Annotated in this window: 18 protein-coding genes and 2 tRNA genes; 15 read left to right on the top strand and 5 right to left on the bottom strand. The window is 43.2% G+C overall.

Annotated features, from left to right (window positions below; all coding sequences use genetic code 11):
- Window positions 1–26 precede the first annotated feature (26 nt).
- The 9 genes from NF859_RS10425 to NF859_RS10385 all read left to right on the top strand — a co-directional run bounded on the left by NF859_RS10425 (window position 27) and on the right by NF859_RS10385 (window position 7,061).
- Window positions 27–1,013: a DUF8471 domain-containing protein gene (locus NF859_RS10425; RefSeq protein WP_252744176.1), complete on the top strand. Its 987-nt coding sequence runs from the start codon at window positions 27–29 to the stop codon at window positions 1,011–1,013.
- Between the two features lie 126 nt (window positions 1,014–1,139).
- Window positions 1,140–1,736 (top strand): CalY family protein, encoded by a 597-nt coding sequence (locus NF859_RS10420; RefSeq protein WP_252744175.1) that lies wholly within the window; start codon window positions 1,140–1,142, stop codon window positions 1,734–1,736.
- A gap of 40 nt (window positions 1,737–1,776) precedes the next feature.
- On the top strand, window positions 1,777–2,589 hold the full coding sequence (locus NF859_RS10415) for a 2-phosphoglycolate phosphatase (protein ID WP_252744174.1): 813 nt from the start codon (window positions 1,777–1,779) through the stop codon (window positions 2,587–2,589).
- Window positions 2,590–2,676: 87 nt separating this feature from the next.
- Complete coding sequence (locus NF859_RS10410; RefSeq protein ID WP_252744173.1) at window positions 2,677–4,020, top strand: transglutaminase-like domain-containing protein; 1,344 nt, start codon at window positions 2,677–2,679, stop codon at window positions 4,018–4,020.
- 98 nt (window positions 4,021–4,118) lie between these two features.
- Window positions 4,119–4,196: transfer RNA gene (locus tag NF859_RS10405), tRNA-Glu, on the top strand.
- A gap of 6 nt (window positions 4,197–4,202) precedes the next feature.
- Window positions 4,203–4,280: transfer RNA gene (locus NF859_RS10400), tRNA-Ile, on the top strand.
- Window positions 4,281–4,356: 76 nt separating this feature from the next.
- Window positions 4,357–4,740 (top strand): nucleotidyltransferase domain-containing protein, encoded by a 384-nt coding sequence (locus tag NF859_RS10395; protein ID WP_252744172.1) that lies wholly within the window; start codon window positions 4,357–4,359, stop codon window positions 4,738–4,740.
- Window positions 4,680–5,075 (top strand): HEPN domain-containing protein, encoded by a 396-nt coding sequence (locus tag NF859_RS10390; RefSeq protein ID WP_252744171.1) that lies wholly within the window; start codon window positions 4,680–4,682, stop codon window positions 5,073–5,075. Before NF859_RS10395 ends, NF859_RS10390 begins: the two co-directional genes overlap by 61 nt.
- Before the next feature lie 15 nt (window positions 5,076–5,090).
- Window positions 5,091–7,061 (top strand): IGHMBP2 family helicase, encoded by a 1,971-nt coding sequence (locus NF859_RS10385; protein WP_252744170.1) that lies wholly within the window; start codon window positions 5,091–5,093, stop codon window positions 7,059–7,061.
- Here the strand turns inward: NF859_RS10385 and NF859_RS10380 are convergent.
- Window positions 7,058–8,368: an MFS transporter gene (locus NF859_RS10380; RefSeq protein WP_252744169.1), complete on the bottom strand. Its 1,311-nt coding sequence runs from the start codon at window positions 8,366–8,368 to the stop codon at window positions 7,058–7,060. The two genes, NF859_RS10385 and NF859_RS10380, sit on opposite strands and share 4 nt — an antisense overlap.
- 108 nt (window positions 8,369–8,476) lie before the next feature.
- On the bottom strand, window positions 8,477–9,808 hold the full coding sequence (locus NF859_RS10375) for a leucine/methionine racemase (RefSeq protein ID WP_252744222.1): 1,332 nt from the start codon (window positions 9,806–9,808) through the stop codon (window positions 8,477–8,479).
- A 137-nt stretch (window positions 9,809–9,945) separates the two neighbouring features.
- Here NF859_RS10375 and NF859_RS10370 point away from each other — a divergent pair, with 137 nt between their 5' ends.
- Window positions 9,946–10,395: an Lrp/AsnC family transcriptional regulator gene (locus NF859_RS10370; RefSeq protein WP_252744168.1), complete on the top strand. Its 450-nt coding sequence runs from the start codon at window positions 9,946–9,948 to the stop codon at window positions 10,393–10,395.
- Here NF859_RS10370 and NF859_RS10365 read toward each other — a convergent pair.
- Window positions 10,392–11,660 carry a cation:proton antiporter gene (locus NF859_RS10365; protein WP_252744167.1) on the bottom strand — a complete coding sequence of 423 codons (1,269 nt, stop codon included), beginning with the start codon at window positions 11,658–11,660 and terminating at the stop codon, window positions 10,392–10,394. The two genes, NF859_RS10370 and NF859_RS10365, sit on opposite strands and share 4 nt — an antisense overlap.
- The gene (locus tag NF859_RS10360; RefSeq protein WP_252744166.1) at window positions 11,624–12,148 is read right to left on the bottom strand and encodes a CBS domain-containing protein; all 525 of its coding nucleotides are present in this window, start codon (window positions 12,146–12,148) and stop codon (window positions 11,624–11,626) included. Before NF859_RS10360 ends, NF859_RS10365 begins: the two co-directional genes overlap by 37 nt.
- Window positions 12,149–12,261: 113 nt before the next feature.
- Between NF859_RS10360 and NF859_RS10355 the strand changes: the two genes are divergently transcribed.
- The 4 genes from NF859_RS10355 to NF859_RS10340 all read left to right on the top strand — a co-directional run bounded on the left by NF859_RS10355 (window position 12,262) and on the right by NF859_RS10340 (window position 14,393).
- Window positions 12,262–12,801 (top strand): thioredoxin family protein, encoded by a 540-nt coding sequence (locus NF859_RS10355; RefSeq protein WP_252744165.1) that lies wholly within the window; start codon window positions 12,262–12,264, stop codon window positions 12,799–12,801.
- Window positions 12,791–13,516, top strand: a complete 726-nt coding sequence (locus tag NF859_RS10350; RefSeq protein WP_252744164.1) for a cytochrome c biogenesis CcdA family protein — start codon at window positions 12,791–12,793, stop codon at window positions 13,514–13,516. Before NF859_RS10355 ends, NF859_RS10350 begins: the two co-directional genes overlap by 11 nt.
- Window positions 13,517–13,559: 43 nt before the next feature.
- Window positions 13,560–14,030: a YfgM family protein gene (locus NF859_RS10345; RefSeq protein WP_252744163.1), complete on the top strand. Its 471-nt coding sequence runs from the start codon at window positions 13,560–13,562 to the stop codon at window positions 14,028–14,030.
- Window positions 14,031–14,147: 117 nt separating this feature from the next.
- Window positions 14,148–14,393 (top strand): PQ-loop domain-containing transporter, encoded by a 246-nt coding sequence (locus NF859_RS10340; RefSeq protein ID WP_252744162.1) that lies wholly within the window; start codon window positions 14,148–14,150, stop codon window positions 14,391–14,393.
- On the opposite strand, the gene NF859_RS10335 is transcribed toward NF859_RS10340, so the two are convergent.
- Window positions 14,394–14,930: a YbhB/YbcL family Raf kinase inhibitor-like protein gene (locus NF859_RS10335; RefSeq protein WP_252744161.1), complete on the bottom strand. Its 537-nt coding sequence runs from the start codon at window positions 14,928–14,930 to the stop codon at window positions 14,394–14,396.
- Between the two features lie 100 nt (window positions 14,931–15,030).
- Here NF859_RS10335 and NF859_RS10330 point away from each other — a divergent pair, with 100 nt between their 5' ends.
- The gene (locus NF859_RS10330) at window positions 15,031–15,753 is read left to right on the top strand and encodes an SDR family NAD(P)-dependent oxidoreductase (RefSeq protein WP_252744221.1); all 723 of its coding nucleotides are present in this window, start codon (window positions 15,031–15,033) and stop codon (window positions 15,751–15,753) included.
- Window positions 15,754–15,777: the final 24 nt, after the last annotated feature.

Here is a 15,777-nt window from a genome sequence, read left to right as displayed (position 1 = left end):
CCCTTCTTTATCCTCTTGGTGGTCAAATGAGCCTTAGGGATTACTGGGATTTAATAACGATAATCGCACTCTCACTACTTCTTGACTTCCTCATAGCTTTTTACCCAGACAGCTTGCTTAGAAAAGCCCTTGGCTTAGCTTTCGTGCTCTTCTTTCCGGGCTATGTTTTCATAACAGCCCTATTCCCAGAGAAGAAGGAGCTCGACAACCTCGAAAGGCTGGCTTTAAGCTTTGGACTAAGCATTGCCATTGTGCCGCTAATCGGTTTGGCTCTCAACTACACCCCCTGGGGAATAAGGCTAATTCCAATTCTTGTGAGCTTAACCATCTTCAACGTAATCTTCGCTTTCATCGCAATCTACAGAAGGGCTAATGCTATTGAGCCGTGGATTCCAAGAATAAGCATTGAGAAGATCAAAGAAGAGCTCGAATGGGAGCAATCAAGCAAACTCGACAAAGCCCTAACCGTTATTTTAATCATAGCGATCATCTCCTCCATAGCAACCCTTGGCTACGTTATAACCCATCCAAAGCCCGGGGAGAAGTTCACCGAATTTTATATCCTCGGCCCAGAAGGAAAAGCCGCAGATTACCCAACGGAGCTCTTCGTAGGAGAAAACACCACCGTTATCCTTGGAATAGCAAACCACGAGTACCGGAACGTCACATACCACGTTGAAGTATGGCTTGTTAACTTGACCTACAACTTCACGACGAACGAAACCGTTGTTCATAATATGTACCTTATGGACTACTTCAACGTCACTTTGCCCCACAAGCCCGTTGACATAGAGGGCAACTGGACTCCCCAATGGGAGACCAATTACACCTTCACCATCAATAAGCCCGGAAAATGGCAGCTCTGGTTTTTACTTTTTAAGGATGATAGACCCCCACTGCCAATCCCGATAAACGGCGATTATGCTCAAACAAACGCCACGCAGAGAATTCTAGATGCCATAGAAGGCAAAATACAGGCTCTAAAGCTCAACATTGAAGTTAGGGAGATCTGAATTTTTGGTAATATACCATAAGAGCAACTGCTTTTGTGCTTTTACTTAGAAATAGTAATATCACAAAAACTTTTTTAATTAACAGTTTACCTATAATAATTGTAAACACTCTTCGGGGTGAAAGTCATGAAAAGAGAACTGAGCCTTGTGTTTATAGGGCTTTTACTGGGTGCAGTAGGCCTCAAGATAGGGATGGCAATCTTCAGCGACGTGAGCACCTCAGAAAACAACGAAATTTCCACGGGAGAGTTTGACATCAGAATAAGTAAGACTGGAAACACTTTCTACAACGACTTAAAGCTGTTTGAGTTTGACGACTTAAAACCTGGAGATGAAGTAAAGGCGGAGTTCTACATAAAAAACAGCGGAGATTTTAACATCTCCAAGATACTGCTAATTCCCCATATCCAAGACTTGGAAAGTGGAGATCTCACCGATGCAGAGGCATTGGTAGACTCGACCCCAGAAGTAGGTGAGCTCAGCAAGAACCTCATACTGGAATGGATAGCCATAACGGTAGAAAACCAAACCTACACCCTAAATGATTATTCTGGAAAGACCCTCTTCGAGTTAAACAACCAATCAATATCAATCCTCACCTCCCCTCTCGCACCGTCAGAAGTAGCCAAGGTTTCGATGTTCTTCCTCGTAAACCCAGATGCAGGCAATGAGATCCAAAAAGACCTATGTCTGATTTCCCTTCAAATTTACGCAGAGCAGTGAATTTTTAAACCCTATTTTCCTTTCTTTCTTGGTGCTAATTATGATCGGAATCATTTTTGATATGGACGGGGTCATTTACAGGGGAAAAGAACCTATTGAAGGAGCAAATGAGGTTATCAAGTTTTTAAAAGCGAATAAAATCCCATTCATTTTTCTCACCAACAACTCCACAAGAAATGCCAGAATGTACAAAGAAAAGCTCCAAAAGATGGGAATTGACGTTGAGGAAGAGCAAATAATAACCTCCGGCCATGCAACGGCTAAGTATTTGAGCAGAAACTTTGAGAGGGGCAACGTTTTTGTAATCGGTGGAGAGGGGCTTGTGGAAGAGATAAAATCAATAGGCTGGCCCGTAATAAGCGTTGAAAACGCAAAGGAACGGTGGAGGGAAATAAAATACGTTGTAGTTGGTCTTGACCCAAAGCTTACCTATGAAAAGCTCAAATACGGCTGTTTAGCCATAAGAAATGGTGCGCTCTTTATAGGGACTAACCCCGACACAACTTACCCAAGTGAAGAGGGTATTTTGCCTGGGGCTGGCTCGATAATTGCCGCTCTGAAAGCTGCAACAGAGAAGGAACCCTTAATAATTGGCAAGCCCAACAAACCAGTTTTTGAAGTTGTAAAAGAGAAGCTGAACGCCGATGAAATCTGGGTTGTAGGGGATAGGCTAGACACAGATATAGAGTTTGCAAAGAGAATAAACGCCAAAGCGATAATGGTGCTCACAGGGGTTAATACACTCGAGGACATCGAAAAGAGCAAAGTAAAACCCGACGTTGTTATGCCAAGCATCAAGGAGCTCATAAAATATCTGGAGGTTTACTTGGAGCAGCAAAAACCACGGGAATAAAGAGCATTAAAGAAGCTTTCACCCCCATAAGCTTTTTAATCTGTTTTCATCATCTTTCCTCGTAAAATCTTCCCTTCGGGGATACCCATGAAACCCGCCCAACTGAAATCAATCCTTCTATTGTTCATGATAATATCAACGGCACTCCCAGCAAATGCCCTAGTCATTCCTATAGGTAGTTTGGAAATCAAGTACGTGATCCTCTCCGGAGAGCCAAGCACAACAAAAATGAATCCCCTCTCAAGTTATATGTACACCTCAACAACTGAAAGCGAGGAAAAGATAATGCTCTCTTCCCTTGCTGTAGAATACAGCCTCTATGCTGGGAAAAGAAAACTAGTATGGGCGGCTCCAAAAAACTCATCGAGATTTGTTCCTAATTATAACGAATCCATTTACTTACCAGAGGAGCTTAAAGAGATAACCAAAGAGATCGCAGAGTCAAGTGAAACGATTGCAGAGTTTGCGTGGAAAGTTTCTTGGTTTGTCAACCAAAACATCAAATACGAGGACGTTTCTTTCAACGTAGAAAAAGATCGCACCTTTTTCCGTGAAGAAGACATTAACATGCTCATCGATGAAATTTGGAAAAAGAAAAAGGGAGTATGCAGACACAAGGCTATTCTAATGGAACGTATGTTAAGATACGCCGGAGTTGAGGCCAAATACGCTGGTGGATACGCCCTAATTCCCATAAAAGGAAAACATCCCTACATTCCCCCGCAAGATATCGATACAATCGAAGAGCTCATGGAATTCTCAACCCACACTGGATTTGGACACGCATGGGTGATAGTTCATGATCCGGCCGTGGGTTGGTATCCCCTAGACCCAACAAGACAAAAAGATCCCCTCCACCCAATCTTAAAGGATAATCTAGCCGTATACATTGGAAATTACACCTCCTATGCCCCAGATGGAATTCCACTTTTCAGAATCGAAAATGTGCAAAACTACACCACGGAGGTAAATGAGGTAAACTACAAAAACATGAAGATTGTGGAGTCAAGTGACACGGGTATAGTTGTATATAACCCAGAAAAGAATCAGATCGATTATTACCCCGGTGGCTACTCCCTAATAATTCCCCAAACTTTCAACTGGTCATATGGGAGTTATTTTGAAAACAAAACGGTAAATACAAACATAACAGTAATTCATTGGCGAGGGAAATATTACGTAAAGATAAGTGGCATCAAGCTGCCCTTGTACTTCACAAATAACGGAAAGCCCATAACACCCCTTTACAAAAAAGGTGATTACTACGTATACAGAGAGAAAGACCTAAATGTGAGAAATGGAACGGCTTATTTTGAAACACCCTATTATACCCTAAAAGTGGAGGTAAAAGAAGAGCCGTTCGGGGAAGTTCTAGTATTTGGACATTTCAACTTTCATGCCCAGTTCCACCGTGCATTAATTCCGTACTGAGACAATATTCCCTTAGTTTTTTTTAAATCATGGGATTCCAATGGAGCACATGGAGCATCGAAAGATTTATAAATTAATTTTTGGTTATCAACATCGACGCCCCGGTGGTGTAGCCCGGTCAATCATGCGGGACTCTCGATCCCGCGACCCGGGTTCAAATCCCGGCCGGGGCACCAAACAATGGGCCCGTGGCTCAGCCTGGTCAGAGCGCCCGCCTGATAAGCGGGAGGTCCGGGGTTCGAAGCCCCGCGGGCCCACCAAAACGCTCTTCTTGGGTTTAAAGCACGAAAGTGTTATAAGTGTGGAAGAATTTAAGAAAAAAGTGAGGCGTTTCAGATGCCAGATGATATCCTATCCACGATAAAAAACACAATTCTAGACGCAGCATCTAAGAAAAATGTGTCTATTGAGAAAATTATTCTTTTTGGCTCCAGAGCTAGAGGAGATTATACACACAAGAGTGACTGGGATATAGTGATTATTACAACAACTCCCCTCAAAAAGCCTCTTTTCTGGGATTTATATATTGAAATTAAAAGAGAATTGACTAAAAATAAAATCCCAGCCGATATCATCATTATTCCAAAATCAATATTTGAAAAAAAGAGGAGAGTAGTTGGAAACGTAGCATACTACGCCAACAAGGAGGGTAAAATAATATGGAGGAAATCCTCGAAGAGGTCAAAAGATGGATTAAAAAAGCAGAAGATGACCTATTAGTTGCAAGGGAGATGTTACGCTTTCGAAAGAGAATTCCATGGATAATATGCTTTCACGCCCAGCAAGCCGTTGAAAAATACCTTAAAGCGTTTTTGATTTTTCATCAAGTTGAATTTAGAAAAACCCACGACATAAGTGATTTATTGGAGTTATGTATAAGCATAGACAAAGATTTTGAGAAACTTCGAGATGTGAAAATTGAAAAGCTCACATATTATGCCGTAGAATCCAGATATCCTGGGTTTTATGAGCCAGATTTAGAGGATGCTCAAGAAGCAGTTTTAATTGCAGAGAAAGTGAGAGAAAGCGTAATCAAAAAACTTAAACTTTCTTAAATTCTGGTGAGCCTCATGCACATCAAAAGTTACATTGCAAAACTAATCGAGCTTGTCGAGCTTGAGCGAGAGGCCGAGATAGAGGCAATGCGCGAAGAGATGCGCAGGCTTAGGGGTTACGAGAGAGAAAAGCTTGGTAGGGCTATTTTGAATCTCAATGGAAAGATAATCGGCGAGGAATTCGGTTTTAAGCTCGTCAAATACGGAAGAAAGGAGCCATTTAGAACAGAGATAAGCGTTGGGGATTTAGTCCTCATAAGCCGAGGAAATCCTCTAATGAGTGACCTTGTTGGAACCGTTGTTGAAAAGGGGAACAGGTTTATTGTTGTCGCCTTGGAATCAGTTCCCTCCTGGGCTTTGAGAAACGTTAGAATAGACCTCTATGCAAACGATGTAACCTTTAGAAGGCAGATAGAGAACCTAAAAAACCTCAGCGAAAATGGCGTTAAAGCTTTGAAGCTCATCCTAAAACAAGAAAACCCCTTGAAGAGCATCCCGCAAGAATTTGAACCTTTCGATAAAAACCTCAACCCCACGCAGAGAAAAGCTATAAGTCTCGCCCTTGGTAGTGAGGACTTCTTCTTAATCCATGGCCCCTTTGGAACTGGAAAGACGAGAACTCTTGCAGAGCTCATTCTCCAAGAAGTCAAGAGAGGAAGCAAAGTTCTCGCAACAGCTGAGAGCAACGTCGCAGTTGACAATCTCGTGGAGAGGCTCTGGGGGAAGGTTAAGCTCGTTCGCCTAGGCCACCCTTCGAGAGTCTCAAAGCACCTGAAGGAATCAACCCTTGCATTTCAGGTCGAAAGCCACGAGCGATACAGAAGGGTCAGAGAGCTTAGAAATAAAGCAGAGAGACTGGCCATGATGAGGGATCAACACAAGAAACCCACGCCAAGCCTTAGAAGAGGGCTAACCAACAAGCAGATCCTAAAGCTGGCCGAGAAGGGCAGAGGAGCAAGGGGAGTCCCCGCAAAGGACGTTAAGGAGATGGCTCAATGGATAGTGCTAAACGAAGAAGTGCAGAAGCTCTACAAGTTTGCCGGAAAGATAGAGGAAGAGATAATCAGAGAAATACTCGACAAAGCGGATGTAATCTTGAGCACAAACTCCTCTGCAGCCCTTGAGTTCATAAAGGATGTGAAGTTCGATGTTGCGATAATAGATGAAGCATCCCAAGCGACGATTCCGAGTGTTTTAATTCCAATCGCAAAGGCAAAACGCTTCGTCCTTGCGGGAGATCATAAGCAGCTACCCCCAACAATTCTAAGCGAAGAGGCAAAGGAACTCAGCGAGACGCTTTTTGAAAGGCTTATTCAGCTTTACCCAGAAAAAGCGAAGATGCTCGAAATACAGTACAGAATGAACGAGAAGCTCATGGAGTTTCCGAGCAGAGAGTTCTACAATGGCAAAATAAAAGCGGATGAAAGCGTGAAGAACATAACTTTAGCCGATCTGAAAGTAAGGGAACCGTTTTTCGGAGAGCCCTGGGACTCAATTCTGAAAAGAGAAGAGTCGCTCGTTTTTGTCGATACAGCGGAGAGAAGAGACAAGTGGGAGAGGCAGAGGAAAGGCTCCACCTCAAGAGAAAATCCGCTTGAGGCGCTCTTAGTTAAAGAGATAGCGGAGAAGCTTTTGAGAATGGGAGTTAAAGAAGAGTGGATAGGGATCATTACCCCCTACGACGACCAGGTGGATTTGATACGCTCCCTAGTAGGAGAAGAAATCGAAGTTCACACGGTTGATGGCTACCAAGGAAGGGAGAAAGAAGTTATAGTGTTGTCTTTTGTGAGGTCAAATACGGAGGGCGAATTGGGGTTTTTAACTGATCTGAGAAGGCTTAACGTTGCCCTAACAAGGGCAAAGAGAAAGCTGATTGCAATTGGCGACAGCGAAACCCTAAGTGCCCATCCAACGTATAAACGCTTTTTGGAGTTCGTGAAAAGGCATGGGAGGTACATAAGGCTCGGGAATGCAGAGATACATTAATTTTTCCTCCTTATTTGTGGAAGAACTGAGAATGGGGACACAAATGAAAGACCTATTATGCTGAAAAGCGGAACCACCGCCAAAAAGCTCATTGAAGATGCCACGGCAAAGTTTAAGGTAAAATCCATTTGTGATGCCACAAAACCTCCGGCTAAGCTTCCTAAAACAAATCCGCTGGAGTTTATTAAGTTTGCAGTTGCCAAAACACTCCCTTGTTCTTTTGGAGAACTCATCCTTCCTATGAGGGAAGTTGATGAAACGCTTATGTAAGACCAAGAGTAGCCCCAGAGAACGTAGCTTCCAGCGGCTGAGATGAGTAAAGCATAAGGAACGTTAAAGGGAAGCAGCAATAAGAGAACCCCAATGCTTCTAAAGAGGTATCCTTGCATTAATGCTAAGGCTGGATTCTTGGATTTAAGCTTTAGCCCAACTCTCTGATAGAGCATCGCCGAAGTTGAAGAGTTTAAGAGCGCCAATCCGAAGACCTCTTGACCCGTAAGTCCGCTCTTTATTAAAAATACCGGAAGTTGAGTGGCATACATACCAGATGACACCCAGAAAAAGAGGGAAGAGAGATAAAAGCCACTGAACTTTGAGGAAACCCTCAACTTTGTGGGTAAGTGAATGATAAAGTTCGGAAGATAACGACCCTTCTGAATAACCTGGGTCACAAGGGGCTTTATGTTGGCCCTATGGAGATAAACCGGAGCTTCTCTGATCGTTTTCAAAGCTATAACAAACCCCGGAACGTTTACTACAGCAAAGAGGATGAAGAGTTCCTTAAAACTTAAAAATCTAATGAGCGTGAAGCCTACTAAAAGCCCCACAACCCACGCCCAGCCACCGATTTTGTTGAACTTCCCTACAGCCTCGTCCCATCTTGTCTTTCTCACGTTTCTAAAGAGGAGAACAATTGGTATCGAAACAGTGGAAGCTAGGAAAAATGAATAGACCGCGTTGATTAATAGAAGGTCCCAAAAGCTCCCTGCAAACGCCAACAGGCTTAGAAAGATTGAAGTACTTAAAAGACCCATTAGAATAAAGGCTTTTCTTTTAAGCGTTTTATCGCTCAGTCTGCCCCAGAATATCGTCCCTACAGTGGAGGCAAAGGTCGAGAGTGCGTTCAATAGTCCTATCTCTCCTGCCCCAGCACCGAGATGCATAGCATAGAGGGGAACAACTTGAGAAGAGCCACCTGTGGCTATTTTAAACGGCACGAAAGCGTAGAACCACCTAGGCATTTGGGTGTTCTGGGCTATTAGGGATGCCTTTCTCGCCTGCATGCTTGTGGCCACTTTTTTCTTCATCTTCCTCACCTTGCTACTCTCCCGCCGAAAGAAAAGCATTTTATAAATTTTTGGGAAGCAAAAAGTGCTCCAATGTCCAAAAAAGAGCAGTAAATAGAAAAAGAAAAGCTACCAGCCGTGAACAAACTTCAAAGCTTCATCCCCAACTTTACCCTCTTCAACGTCGGCTATTGCTCTTTCAAGCTTATCAAGGCCCTCATCGAGGGTCTCTTTCTCAATCGTTAGTGGGGGTTGTATTCTCAGGACGTTCCCTTGTAGGAAAGCAACGATCAATCCAAGCTCATAAGCCCTCCAGACGACCTTCTTAGCTTCATCATATGCCCTCTCCTTGGTCTCCCTGTCCTTAACTAAATCAACTCCTATCATAATGCCTTTTCCTCTCACATCGCCAATTAGCTCATACTCCTCTTTCATCTTTCCCAGTCGTTTCATAGTATAGCTTCCAAGCTTTTCCGCCCTCTTCAAGAGATCTTTTTCTTCGATCTCCTCAATGACAGCAAGAGCTGCCCTGCTCGCTACGGGATTTCCGATTAAGGTAAAGGCGTGCCCTAGAGGGGGAAGAGAATCCATGATCTCAGCCCTTCCAATTACGGCACTTATTGGCAAACCACCACCAAGGGGCTTTGCCACGGTTATTATGTCCGGCTTAACTCCAAAATGCTCTATGGCAAACCATTTCCCAGTTCTCCCAAGACCACTCTGAACTTCATCTACAGCTAAAAGAATCCCATGCTCATCGAGGATTCTTTTGACCCTCTTGAAGTAATCCTCTGGAGGTACGACCATCCCGGCATCGCCTTGAATCGGTTCGGCAAACAAAGCGGCAACACCATCTGCATAAACTTCTCCCTCAAACTTCGCCTTGATATACTCGACACACTCCATTTTACACGAGTTTTTTTCTTTTCCAAAGGGACATCTGTAGCAATCTGGATAAGGAATGTAGTGAACGTCGCTAAGCTCCCCCACTAACGCTCTCACGTGAAAGTCAAGACCTGTTATGCTTGATGCACCGTAAGTTGAGCCATAATAACTCTTAAGATAGCTTAGAAGGGTTCTCCTTTTGGTATAAGCTCGAGCAAACTTTATTGCCCCATCGTTTGCATCACTTCCGCTTAAACCAAAGGCTATTTTTGGCTCTTCAATTGGAGAAATTTCAGCAAGCTTTTCCGCAAGTAGAAGGGGCTCAAGTGTAAAACCGTAGATGAAAGTGAAGTGAATAAGCCTCTCAGCCTGTTCTTTTATTGCCTTAACAACCCTCTCGTTGTTGTGACCAACGTTTTGAACAGCGGCATCGCTTAAAAAGTCTATGTACTCCCTCCCCTCAATGTCCCATACCTTTGCGTTTTTAGCTTTGACCGCAACTATTGGGGCATAGGTTACACGGGAAGCCTTCGGAAAGATTCGTGAATATCGCTCTATAACTTCCTCCTTTCTCAATTCTCCCACCGAGTTAAATATGCGTTTGAAATTAATAGCATTTTTGGTCAAATTTTGCTGAATCTAACAAAAATACCACAAAACATTTAAAATTCAGCAGCATAATATTTAAACAAAATACTAATTGGGTGGACAAAATGAAATTGGATGAAACAGATAAAAACATCCTAAGGTTGCTTCAAGAAGATGGGAGGATGAGCTATTCCGAGATAGCCAGGAGAATAGGAATACCCGAATCAACCATAAGACTTAGGGTAAAAAAGCTCATTGAAGAAGGAGTAATAAGAAAGTTCGCCGCCTTAATAAACCCCTTCAAAGCAGGCTACAACATAGTGGCATTTATAGCCGTTGACATCGAGCCCAACAAAATCAAAAAAGCCGTTGAAGAGCTTTCCAAACTTCCGGAAGTTGATGTTTTAGGAATAGCCACCGGAGCACACGACGTATTAATGCAGGTAACTGTGAAGGATCTCCAAGAACTTGAGAGCTTTCTAATAGAAAAGCTGGGAAAAATCGAAGGAATAAAGAGCACGGAAACCTCAATCTTAACAAGTGTTAAAAAATGGGGATATGCAAGGGTATTTTAGCGATTCCTCCTTGGTCTCTTCAATAGTGAGATCCTCCTCTTTGTTTCTTGCACTGCTTCTACTCTCTTCTCGGCTTTTCCTTGCTTCATAGCCTCAACTTCCTCTTTAAACGCCCACTTGAGTAACGGTGGAGTTATTAAAACAGAAACAGTTATGAAAATCAGCGTGGCTGCAATGAACTTTGGGGCATCGCTTTCTGGGATTGCGCCTCCGTGAATTGCCACCATAAGGTCAACAAGCGCCACTTCAGTCCTCGGGATTGAACCAATACCCATCTGGAGGGACTTTTTAGCGCTCCACCCCATAATCATAGCTCCTATTCCTCTGCCGAGAACTTTTCCAATAACTGCAATTGTGGTTAAAACCCCTGCAAGGGAAAGGGCTTCAAAGCTGGTGAAAACCCTTAAATCAAGCATCGCCCCGGTGTACACGAAGAATACAGGGACCAAAAACCCATAGGCTATTGCCCTCACGTCTTCCATTATCCTTTTGCCCTCTGGAAGTTTTGATAAAACTAGGCCGGCCATAAAAGCCCCTTCTATGGCAGCATCAAACCAGTGCTCCGCCAAAGCAGAGAAGAGAAACATCAAAGCGAGCACCATGCCAAGGACTCCTTTTTCCACATGTAGCCATTCTGAAAAGCGAATGTACTTTTCTATCGTATACCATGCAACCAAACCCGTGATGATGAAGAAGACAGCCATCTTGCTTATTAACCCTAGAATGCTTCCAGTACCAACTGCGAAGATAATCAAAGCTATCCCGAGGAAGTCATCCATAACGCTCGCACTCAAAGAAGCCGCTCCGACATCGCTCCTCAAAACCCCGAGATCCATCATTACCCTAACAGTTATTCCTATGCTGGTTGCCGTTAGTAGAACTCCCCCAGCAAATGCCTCCCTAGAAGGATATCCCATTAGCTTGAGTCCAAAGTACCCAAGAACCAGAGGGACAAAAACTCCCATGAGGGTAGAAACAGTTGCAACAGCACCGGTCTTTTTGAGCATCTCAACATCTGTGTCAAGACCGCCCAAGAAGAGAAGAAAAATTATGCCCAAGCGAGCAAGAAATTCAAAGGTTTCATCTGAATGAAGGGTAAGGTATTCGGGCTTTATCAGACCAAAATATATCAGATTTCCCAATATCATACCCATCAGTATCTCGCCCAAAACTCCGGGAAGCTCAAAGCGCTCCATTAAATGATCTCCAATCTTTCCAAAGATAAGGGCTACTCCGAGGGTGAAGAGGATCCACTCTGGAGCCATTGCACACCACCTACCTTCATCAGTCTTAGGAACTCGTCAATGAGCAACCTAAGGCTTATTTCTCCCTTCAGAGTGTTGTTTTCATCGACAATCGCCAAGATTTGCACTTTGTACCTCCTCATCCTTGTAAGGGCATCCAGAACTGTGGCATCTTCGTCTATTGTCATCACATTGCGCTCCATGACATCAGCCGCTTTTTCCGCCCCTCCTAGAATGGATTTAAAAACTGCACTTATGTTGCCCAGCCTTGCCTTTGTGTTTTCTGGGGGAAGGAGAATACACATGACATCGAGATACCTTATAACTCCTTCAAGTTTCATCTCATCCTTGTTGTTCACGACCCACACATGATGTCTCGTTCTAAGCAACTTAAGCACGTCAACGATGGGGGAATCAACAGTAACAATGGGCATTGAGGTTATTGATGGCATTATATCTCTCAGCTTCATTGAATAAAAAGTCTGGAGAGCTCTCTCAACATCCTTCATCCTCTCACCACCACAAACTTATTCTAGAAGTTCTTAAAAAGCTACGTGCTAAAAAATCTACATTCCTAAACATTTATAACCCACAAAGTATACCATTGAATTAGGTGACTTTGATGAAAAAAGCTTTAGGAGTGTTGCTACTTGTACTGGTAGTGCTCACCAGCATGTGCATCTCAAGCAATCAATCCACTACCTCACCCATAGACAGAACAAACACCCCATCTTCTTCCAACACAACAACGGAAACCTTTACACTGGACAAAGCAAAATTCCACTTTTACATGTACGGACTGGCAACGTGCCCTCACTGTAAGAAAATGAAAGAAGAAATACCAAAATTTTTCGGAAAAGAAGCTTTAACATACTATGAGCTGCAGGGAAATGACTACAACGGAAAGATGTTTGAGCAGCTCTACCAAATCCTCGGAGTAACTGGCGTCCCAGTAATAGGGATATTCTACGATGGGAAGCTATATGCAATAGTAAACGGGGAGTTTCCGGTTGAATACGCGGATGACCTCGTTGAAGAAGCTAAAAAAGCCAAAGGAGTGCTTTTTATAACCGATAAAACCTACCTCATCCCAGAGAACAAGACCGAAATCATTAATAAGCTTGAATATATTTTCACCAATGGTGAGCCGAGTGAGATCTGAAATCAAGATCCTCTTTTTAATAATTTTATCTTCAATTGGACTAACAGCTGGCATATTGTCCCTTCTTGGCTTAAGAAATCTAATCTATCCCCTTTTAGCACTTGCCGGTGCGGATTCGATAAACCCCTGTACGTTCGTCATTTACACGATGCTCCTCATAGCCCTCTCCCTCAAAGAGAATATTTCCAAAAGGAGGATATATGCTGTAGGGCTGGCGTTTGTTGCTGCAATTTACATCTCCTATTACCTCCTCGGAGTGGGATTGGTGATACTCACCAAGACGATTCCGGTATGGGTCGCGGGAGTGGTTTCAATAGCCTTTGGCGCTTACACATTCGTAACTGGCTACCTAGAGAAAAGTAGGATAGTAAAGAAGAAAGAGGTAAGGAAGAACATATTCAGCAGGGAAGCGACTATCTTTGGAGCTTTCTCCCTTGGCGTCATAATATCGTTCACACTCCTCCCCTGTTCCTCTGGAACTTATCTGGCATATGCAATCCTCATATCCAAAGTGGGAAAAGCTTTAACATTGGTTCTTCTGGCACTTTACAACATTATCTTTGTTCTCCCACTGCTTATAATCCTCTTTACAGTCGGAAGCATAACGGAGAGCAAATCAATCTCACAGAGAATAGTTCAAAAGTCCAGGGAGCTTTCAATGATCGCTGGAGCAGTGTTGATACTTCTTGGAATATACGTTATCCTTGGGATGTAGGAAAGCTTAAATTTTCCAAATGCAAAATCTATTTGGTGTTTGCATGCAGGAATGGTACCAATCACGGGCTCTTTATGAAACTGTGTCAAAACTCATAAAGCGGGGGGACTTCGAGAACGCACTTCAAATTGCAGAGTCTATTCCCGACAAGGGAATAAGGGCAAAATCAATGTCAATGGTGACAGTTGAAATGGCAAAGCAAGGAAAGGACTACATTGAAGCCCTTAACAGGACAATAGAGGCAATACTTGAAATTGAAAACGATGAAAGTATCACTAAAGCCCTAATGAGCTTGGCTTTTGAGTTTCTTGAGCTCAACAAACTGGATGAAGCCCTAAAAATAGCCGGATTTATAAAGGACATATCTAACAGGTCAAAAATACAGGCTGAGGTGGCATTAGCCCTCGCAAGACAGGGGAAGATTCAGGAAGCGTTTAAGATTATTAACGATATTCTTGATGACGATGTCAAAACATGGGCGACTTCAAAACTAGCCTCCGAATTGAAGCATTGACATTCTTTTGATTATTCCGTGCTTTTCTTTTTCCGAAATACACCTGTAATAGTCCACAATCTTTTTTAAAACCACGTTATTAGCTCCTTGGTGCAAGAGAATAAGCGAGGTGATAAAATGAAGGAACTCGTGGGACTCATAGGCATGCTTCTTCTCGTGAGCTCTTGGGTCCCCCAAACATGGGAAACAATCAAAAACAAGAAATGTCCGCTGAATTTGGAGTTCGTTTTGGTGTACGTTACAGCATCAACACTGCTTGCAATCTATTCATATCTAATAGGGGACTGGGTATTCCTAACTTTAAACTCCTTGGCAGCTCTCCAGAGTGGTGTCAATCTCTACGTTAAGCTAAGATACAAATAATCACCTTCTCTCATAAAGGCCAACCAACTCCCCAAATTGAACTACGTGCCCTTCCATGGCCTTTTCTAAATCCCTCTTGCCTGCCCCAGGTTTTAGGTCGAGGGTTGTATCGAGAACGTAGACCTTGAAGTGATAATGGTGTACGCCATGTCCCCTCGGAGGGCAGGGACCGTTGTAGCCAATTCTCCCAAAATCGTTCTTTCCTTGAATGACTTTTATTGGACTTTCCACAATCTCTTCTTTTGGAATGTTCTCTGATATCTCCCCAGTAGGAGGGATATTCCAAGCCACCCAGTGGGTAAAAGTGCCAATTGGAGCGTCTGGATCATCAACTATTATCGCTATGCTTACAGCCTTGTCGCTCAATCCTTCGAGTCTTAGTGGTGGGCTGACATCAGCCCCTTCACAGGTGTACTTCGAGGGGATGAACTCATTATTTCTAAAAATGGAGCTAACTTTCAAATCCATCTTTTCACCTCCTCCAATGCATCCTGCAGTTAGAACCAAAACCCCAAGGAGCAAAGGAATAGTTTTCATGTTTCAATATTATGATTAAGAACGTAAAAGCATTTCGGCATTATTTCTTTACTTGATAAAGCTTTTATGGTAATTTCCCAAATCTATTTTGGTGATCGACATGGAGCTGAAAGGAAAAGTGGCTTTAGTGACCGGGGCCTCTCGGGGAATAGGAAGGGCAATTGCAGTTGCTTTGGCAAAGAAGGGGTGCAACGTGGTCATAAACTATGCAAGGGATGAAGAAAACGCAAAGAAAACCGAAGAAATGTGCAGAGCTTATGGTGTAGAAACCCTTGTAGTCAGGACAGACGTTAGCAATAGAGAAGAGGTCAGAGAGATGGTGGAAAAAACTATCCAGAAGTTTGGAAGAATTGACATCCTAATCAACAATGCCGGAATCCTTGGAAAGACAATAAACCCAATGGAGATAAGTGATGAAGAGTGGGACAGAGTTTTGGGAGTTAACTTAAAGGGAGCCTTCATAGTTACGCAAGAAGTTCTCAAATACATGAAGAAAGGCAAAATAGTTAACATAGCCTCAATAACCGGCAAAGATGGGGGAACTGTAGGAGCCCACTATGCAGCATCAAAAGGAGGGTTGATAGCACTCACTTTTAATCTCGCGAGGCACTTGGCACCGAATATTTTAGTAAATGCTGTTGCCCCAGGACCTGTCGCAACTGATATGATAAATGAAGAAATGAGAGAAAGGTTAAGAAAACTTTCATTAACCGGGGAGATAGCCAAGCCAGAAGATATAGCTCATGCGGTTATTTTTCTGCTAGAAAATGACCACATAACTGGGGAAGTCGTTGATGTTAACGGAGGCCGCTTGATGGATTAAATTTTTATTGGGATTTTTCAATTT

It is taken from the genome of Thermococcus alcaliphilus (assembly GCF_024054535.1).
In the GTDB taxonomy this organism is placed as follows: Archaea; Methanobacteriota_B; Thermococci; order Thermococcales; family Thermococcaceae; genus Thermococcus_A; species Thermococcus_A alcaliphilus.
Note: the sequence above shows the minus strand (reverse complement) of the source record. Positions and strands in the feature narration are given on the sequence as shown.

Excerpts from the sequence above, each read along its gene's own strand:
- NF859_RS10425 (WP_252744176.1), top strand. The coding sequence starts at position 27 with ATGAGCCTTAGGGATTACTGGGATTTAATAACGATAATCGCACTCTCA.
- NF859_RS10420 (WP_252744175.1), top strand. The coding sequence starts at position 1,140 with ATGAAAAGAGAACTGAGCCTTGTGTTTATAGGGCTTTTACTGGGTGCA.
- NF859_RS10415 (WP_252744174.1), top strand. The coding sequence starts at position 1,777 with ATGATCGGAATCATTTTTGATATGGACGGGGTCATTTACAGGGGAAAA.
- NF859_RS10410 (WP_252744173.1), top strand. The coding sequence starts at position 2,677 with ATGAAACCCGCCCAACTGAAATCAATCCTTCTATTGTTCATGATAATA.
- NF859_RS10395 (WP_252744172.1), top strand. The coding sequence starts at position 4,357 with ATGCCAGATGATATCCTATCCACGATAAAAAACACAATTCTAGACGCA.
- NF859_RS10390 (WP_252744171.1), top strand. The coding sequence starts at position 4,680 with ATGGAGGAAATCCTCGAAGAGGTCAAAAGATGGATTAAAAAAGCAGAA.
- NF859_RS10385 (WP_252744170.1), top strand. The coding sequence starts at position 5,091 with ATGCACATCAAAAGTTACATTGCAAAACTAATCGAGCTTGTCGAGCTT.
- NF859_RS10380 (WP_252744169.1), bottom strand. The coding sequence starts at position 8,368 with ATGAAGAAAAAAGTGGCCACAAGCATGCAGGCGAGAAAGGCATCCCTA.
- NF859_RS10370 (WP_252744168.1), top strand. The coding sequence starts at position 9,946 with ATGAAATTGGATGAAACAGATAAAAACATCCTAAGGTTGCTTCAAGAA.
- NF859_RS10365 (WP_252744167.1), bottom strand. The coding sequence starts at position 11,660 with ATGGCTCCAGAGTGGATCCTCTTCACCCTCGGAGTAGCCCTTATCTTT.
- NF859_RS10360 (WP_252744166.1), bottom strand. The coding sequence starts at position 12,148 with ATGAAGGATGTTGAGAGAGCTCTCCAGACTTTTTATTCAATGAAGCTG.
- NF859_RS10355 (WP_252744165.1), top strand. The coding sequence starts at position 12,262 with ATGAAAAAAGCTTTAGGAGTGTTGCTACTTGTACTGGTAGTGCTCACC.
- NF859_RS10345 (WP_252744163.1), top strand. The coding sequence starts at position 13,560 with ATGCAGGAATGGTACCAATCACGGGCTCTTTATGAAACTGTGTCAAAA.
- NF859_RS10340 (WP_252744162.1), top strand. The coding sequence starts at position 14,148 with ATGAAGGAACTCGTGGGACTCATAGGCATGCTTCTTCTCGTGAGCTCT.
- NF859_RS10335 (WP_252744161.1), bottom strand. The coding sequence starts at position 14,930 with ATGAAAACTATTCCTTTGCTCCTTGGGGTTTTGGTTCTAACTGCAGGA.
- NF859_RS10330 (WP_252744221.1), top strand. The coding sequence starts at position 15,031 with ATGGAGCTGAAAGGAAAAGTGGCTTTAGTGACCGGGGCCTCTCGGGGA.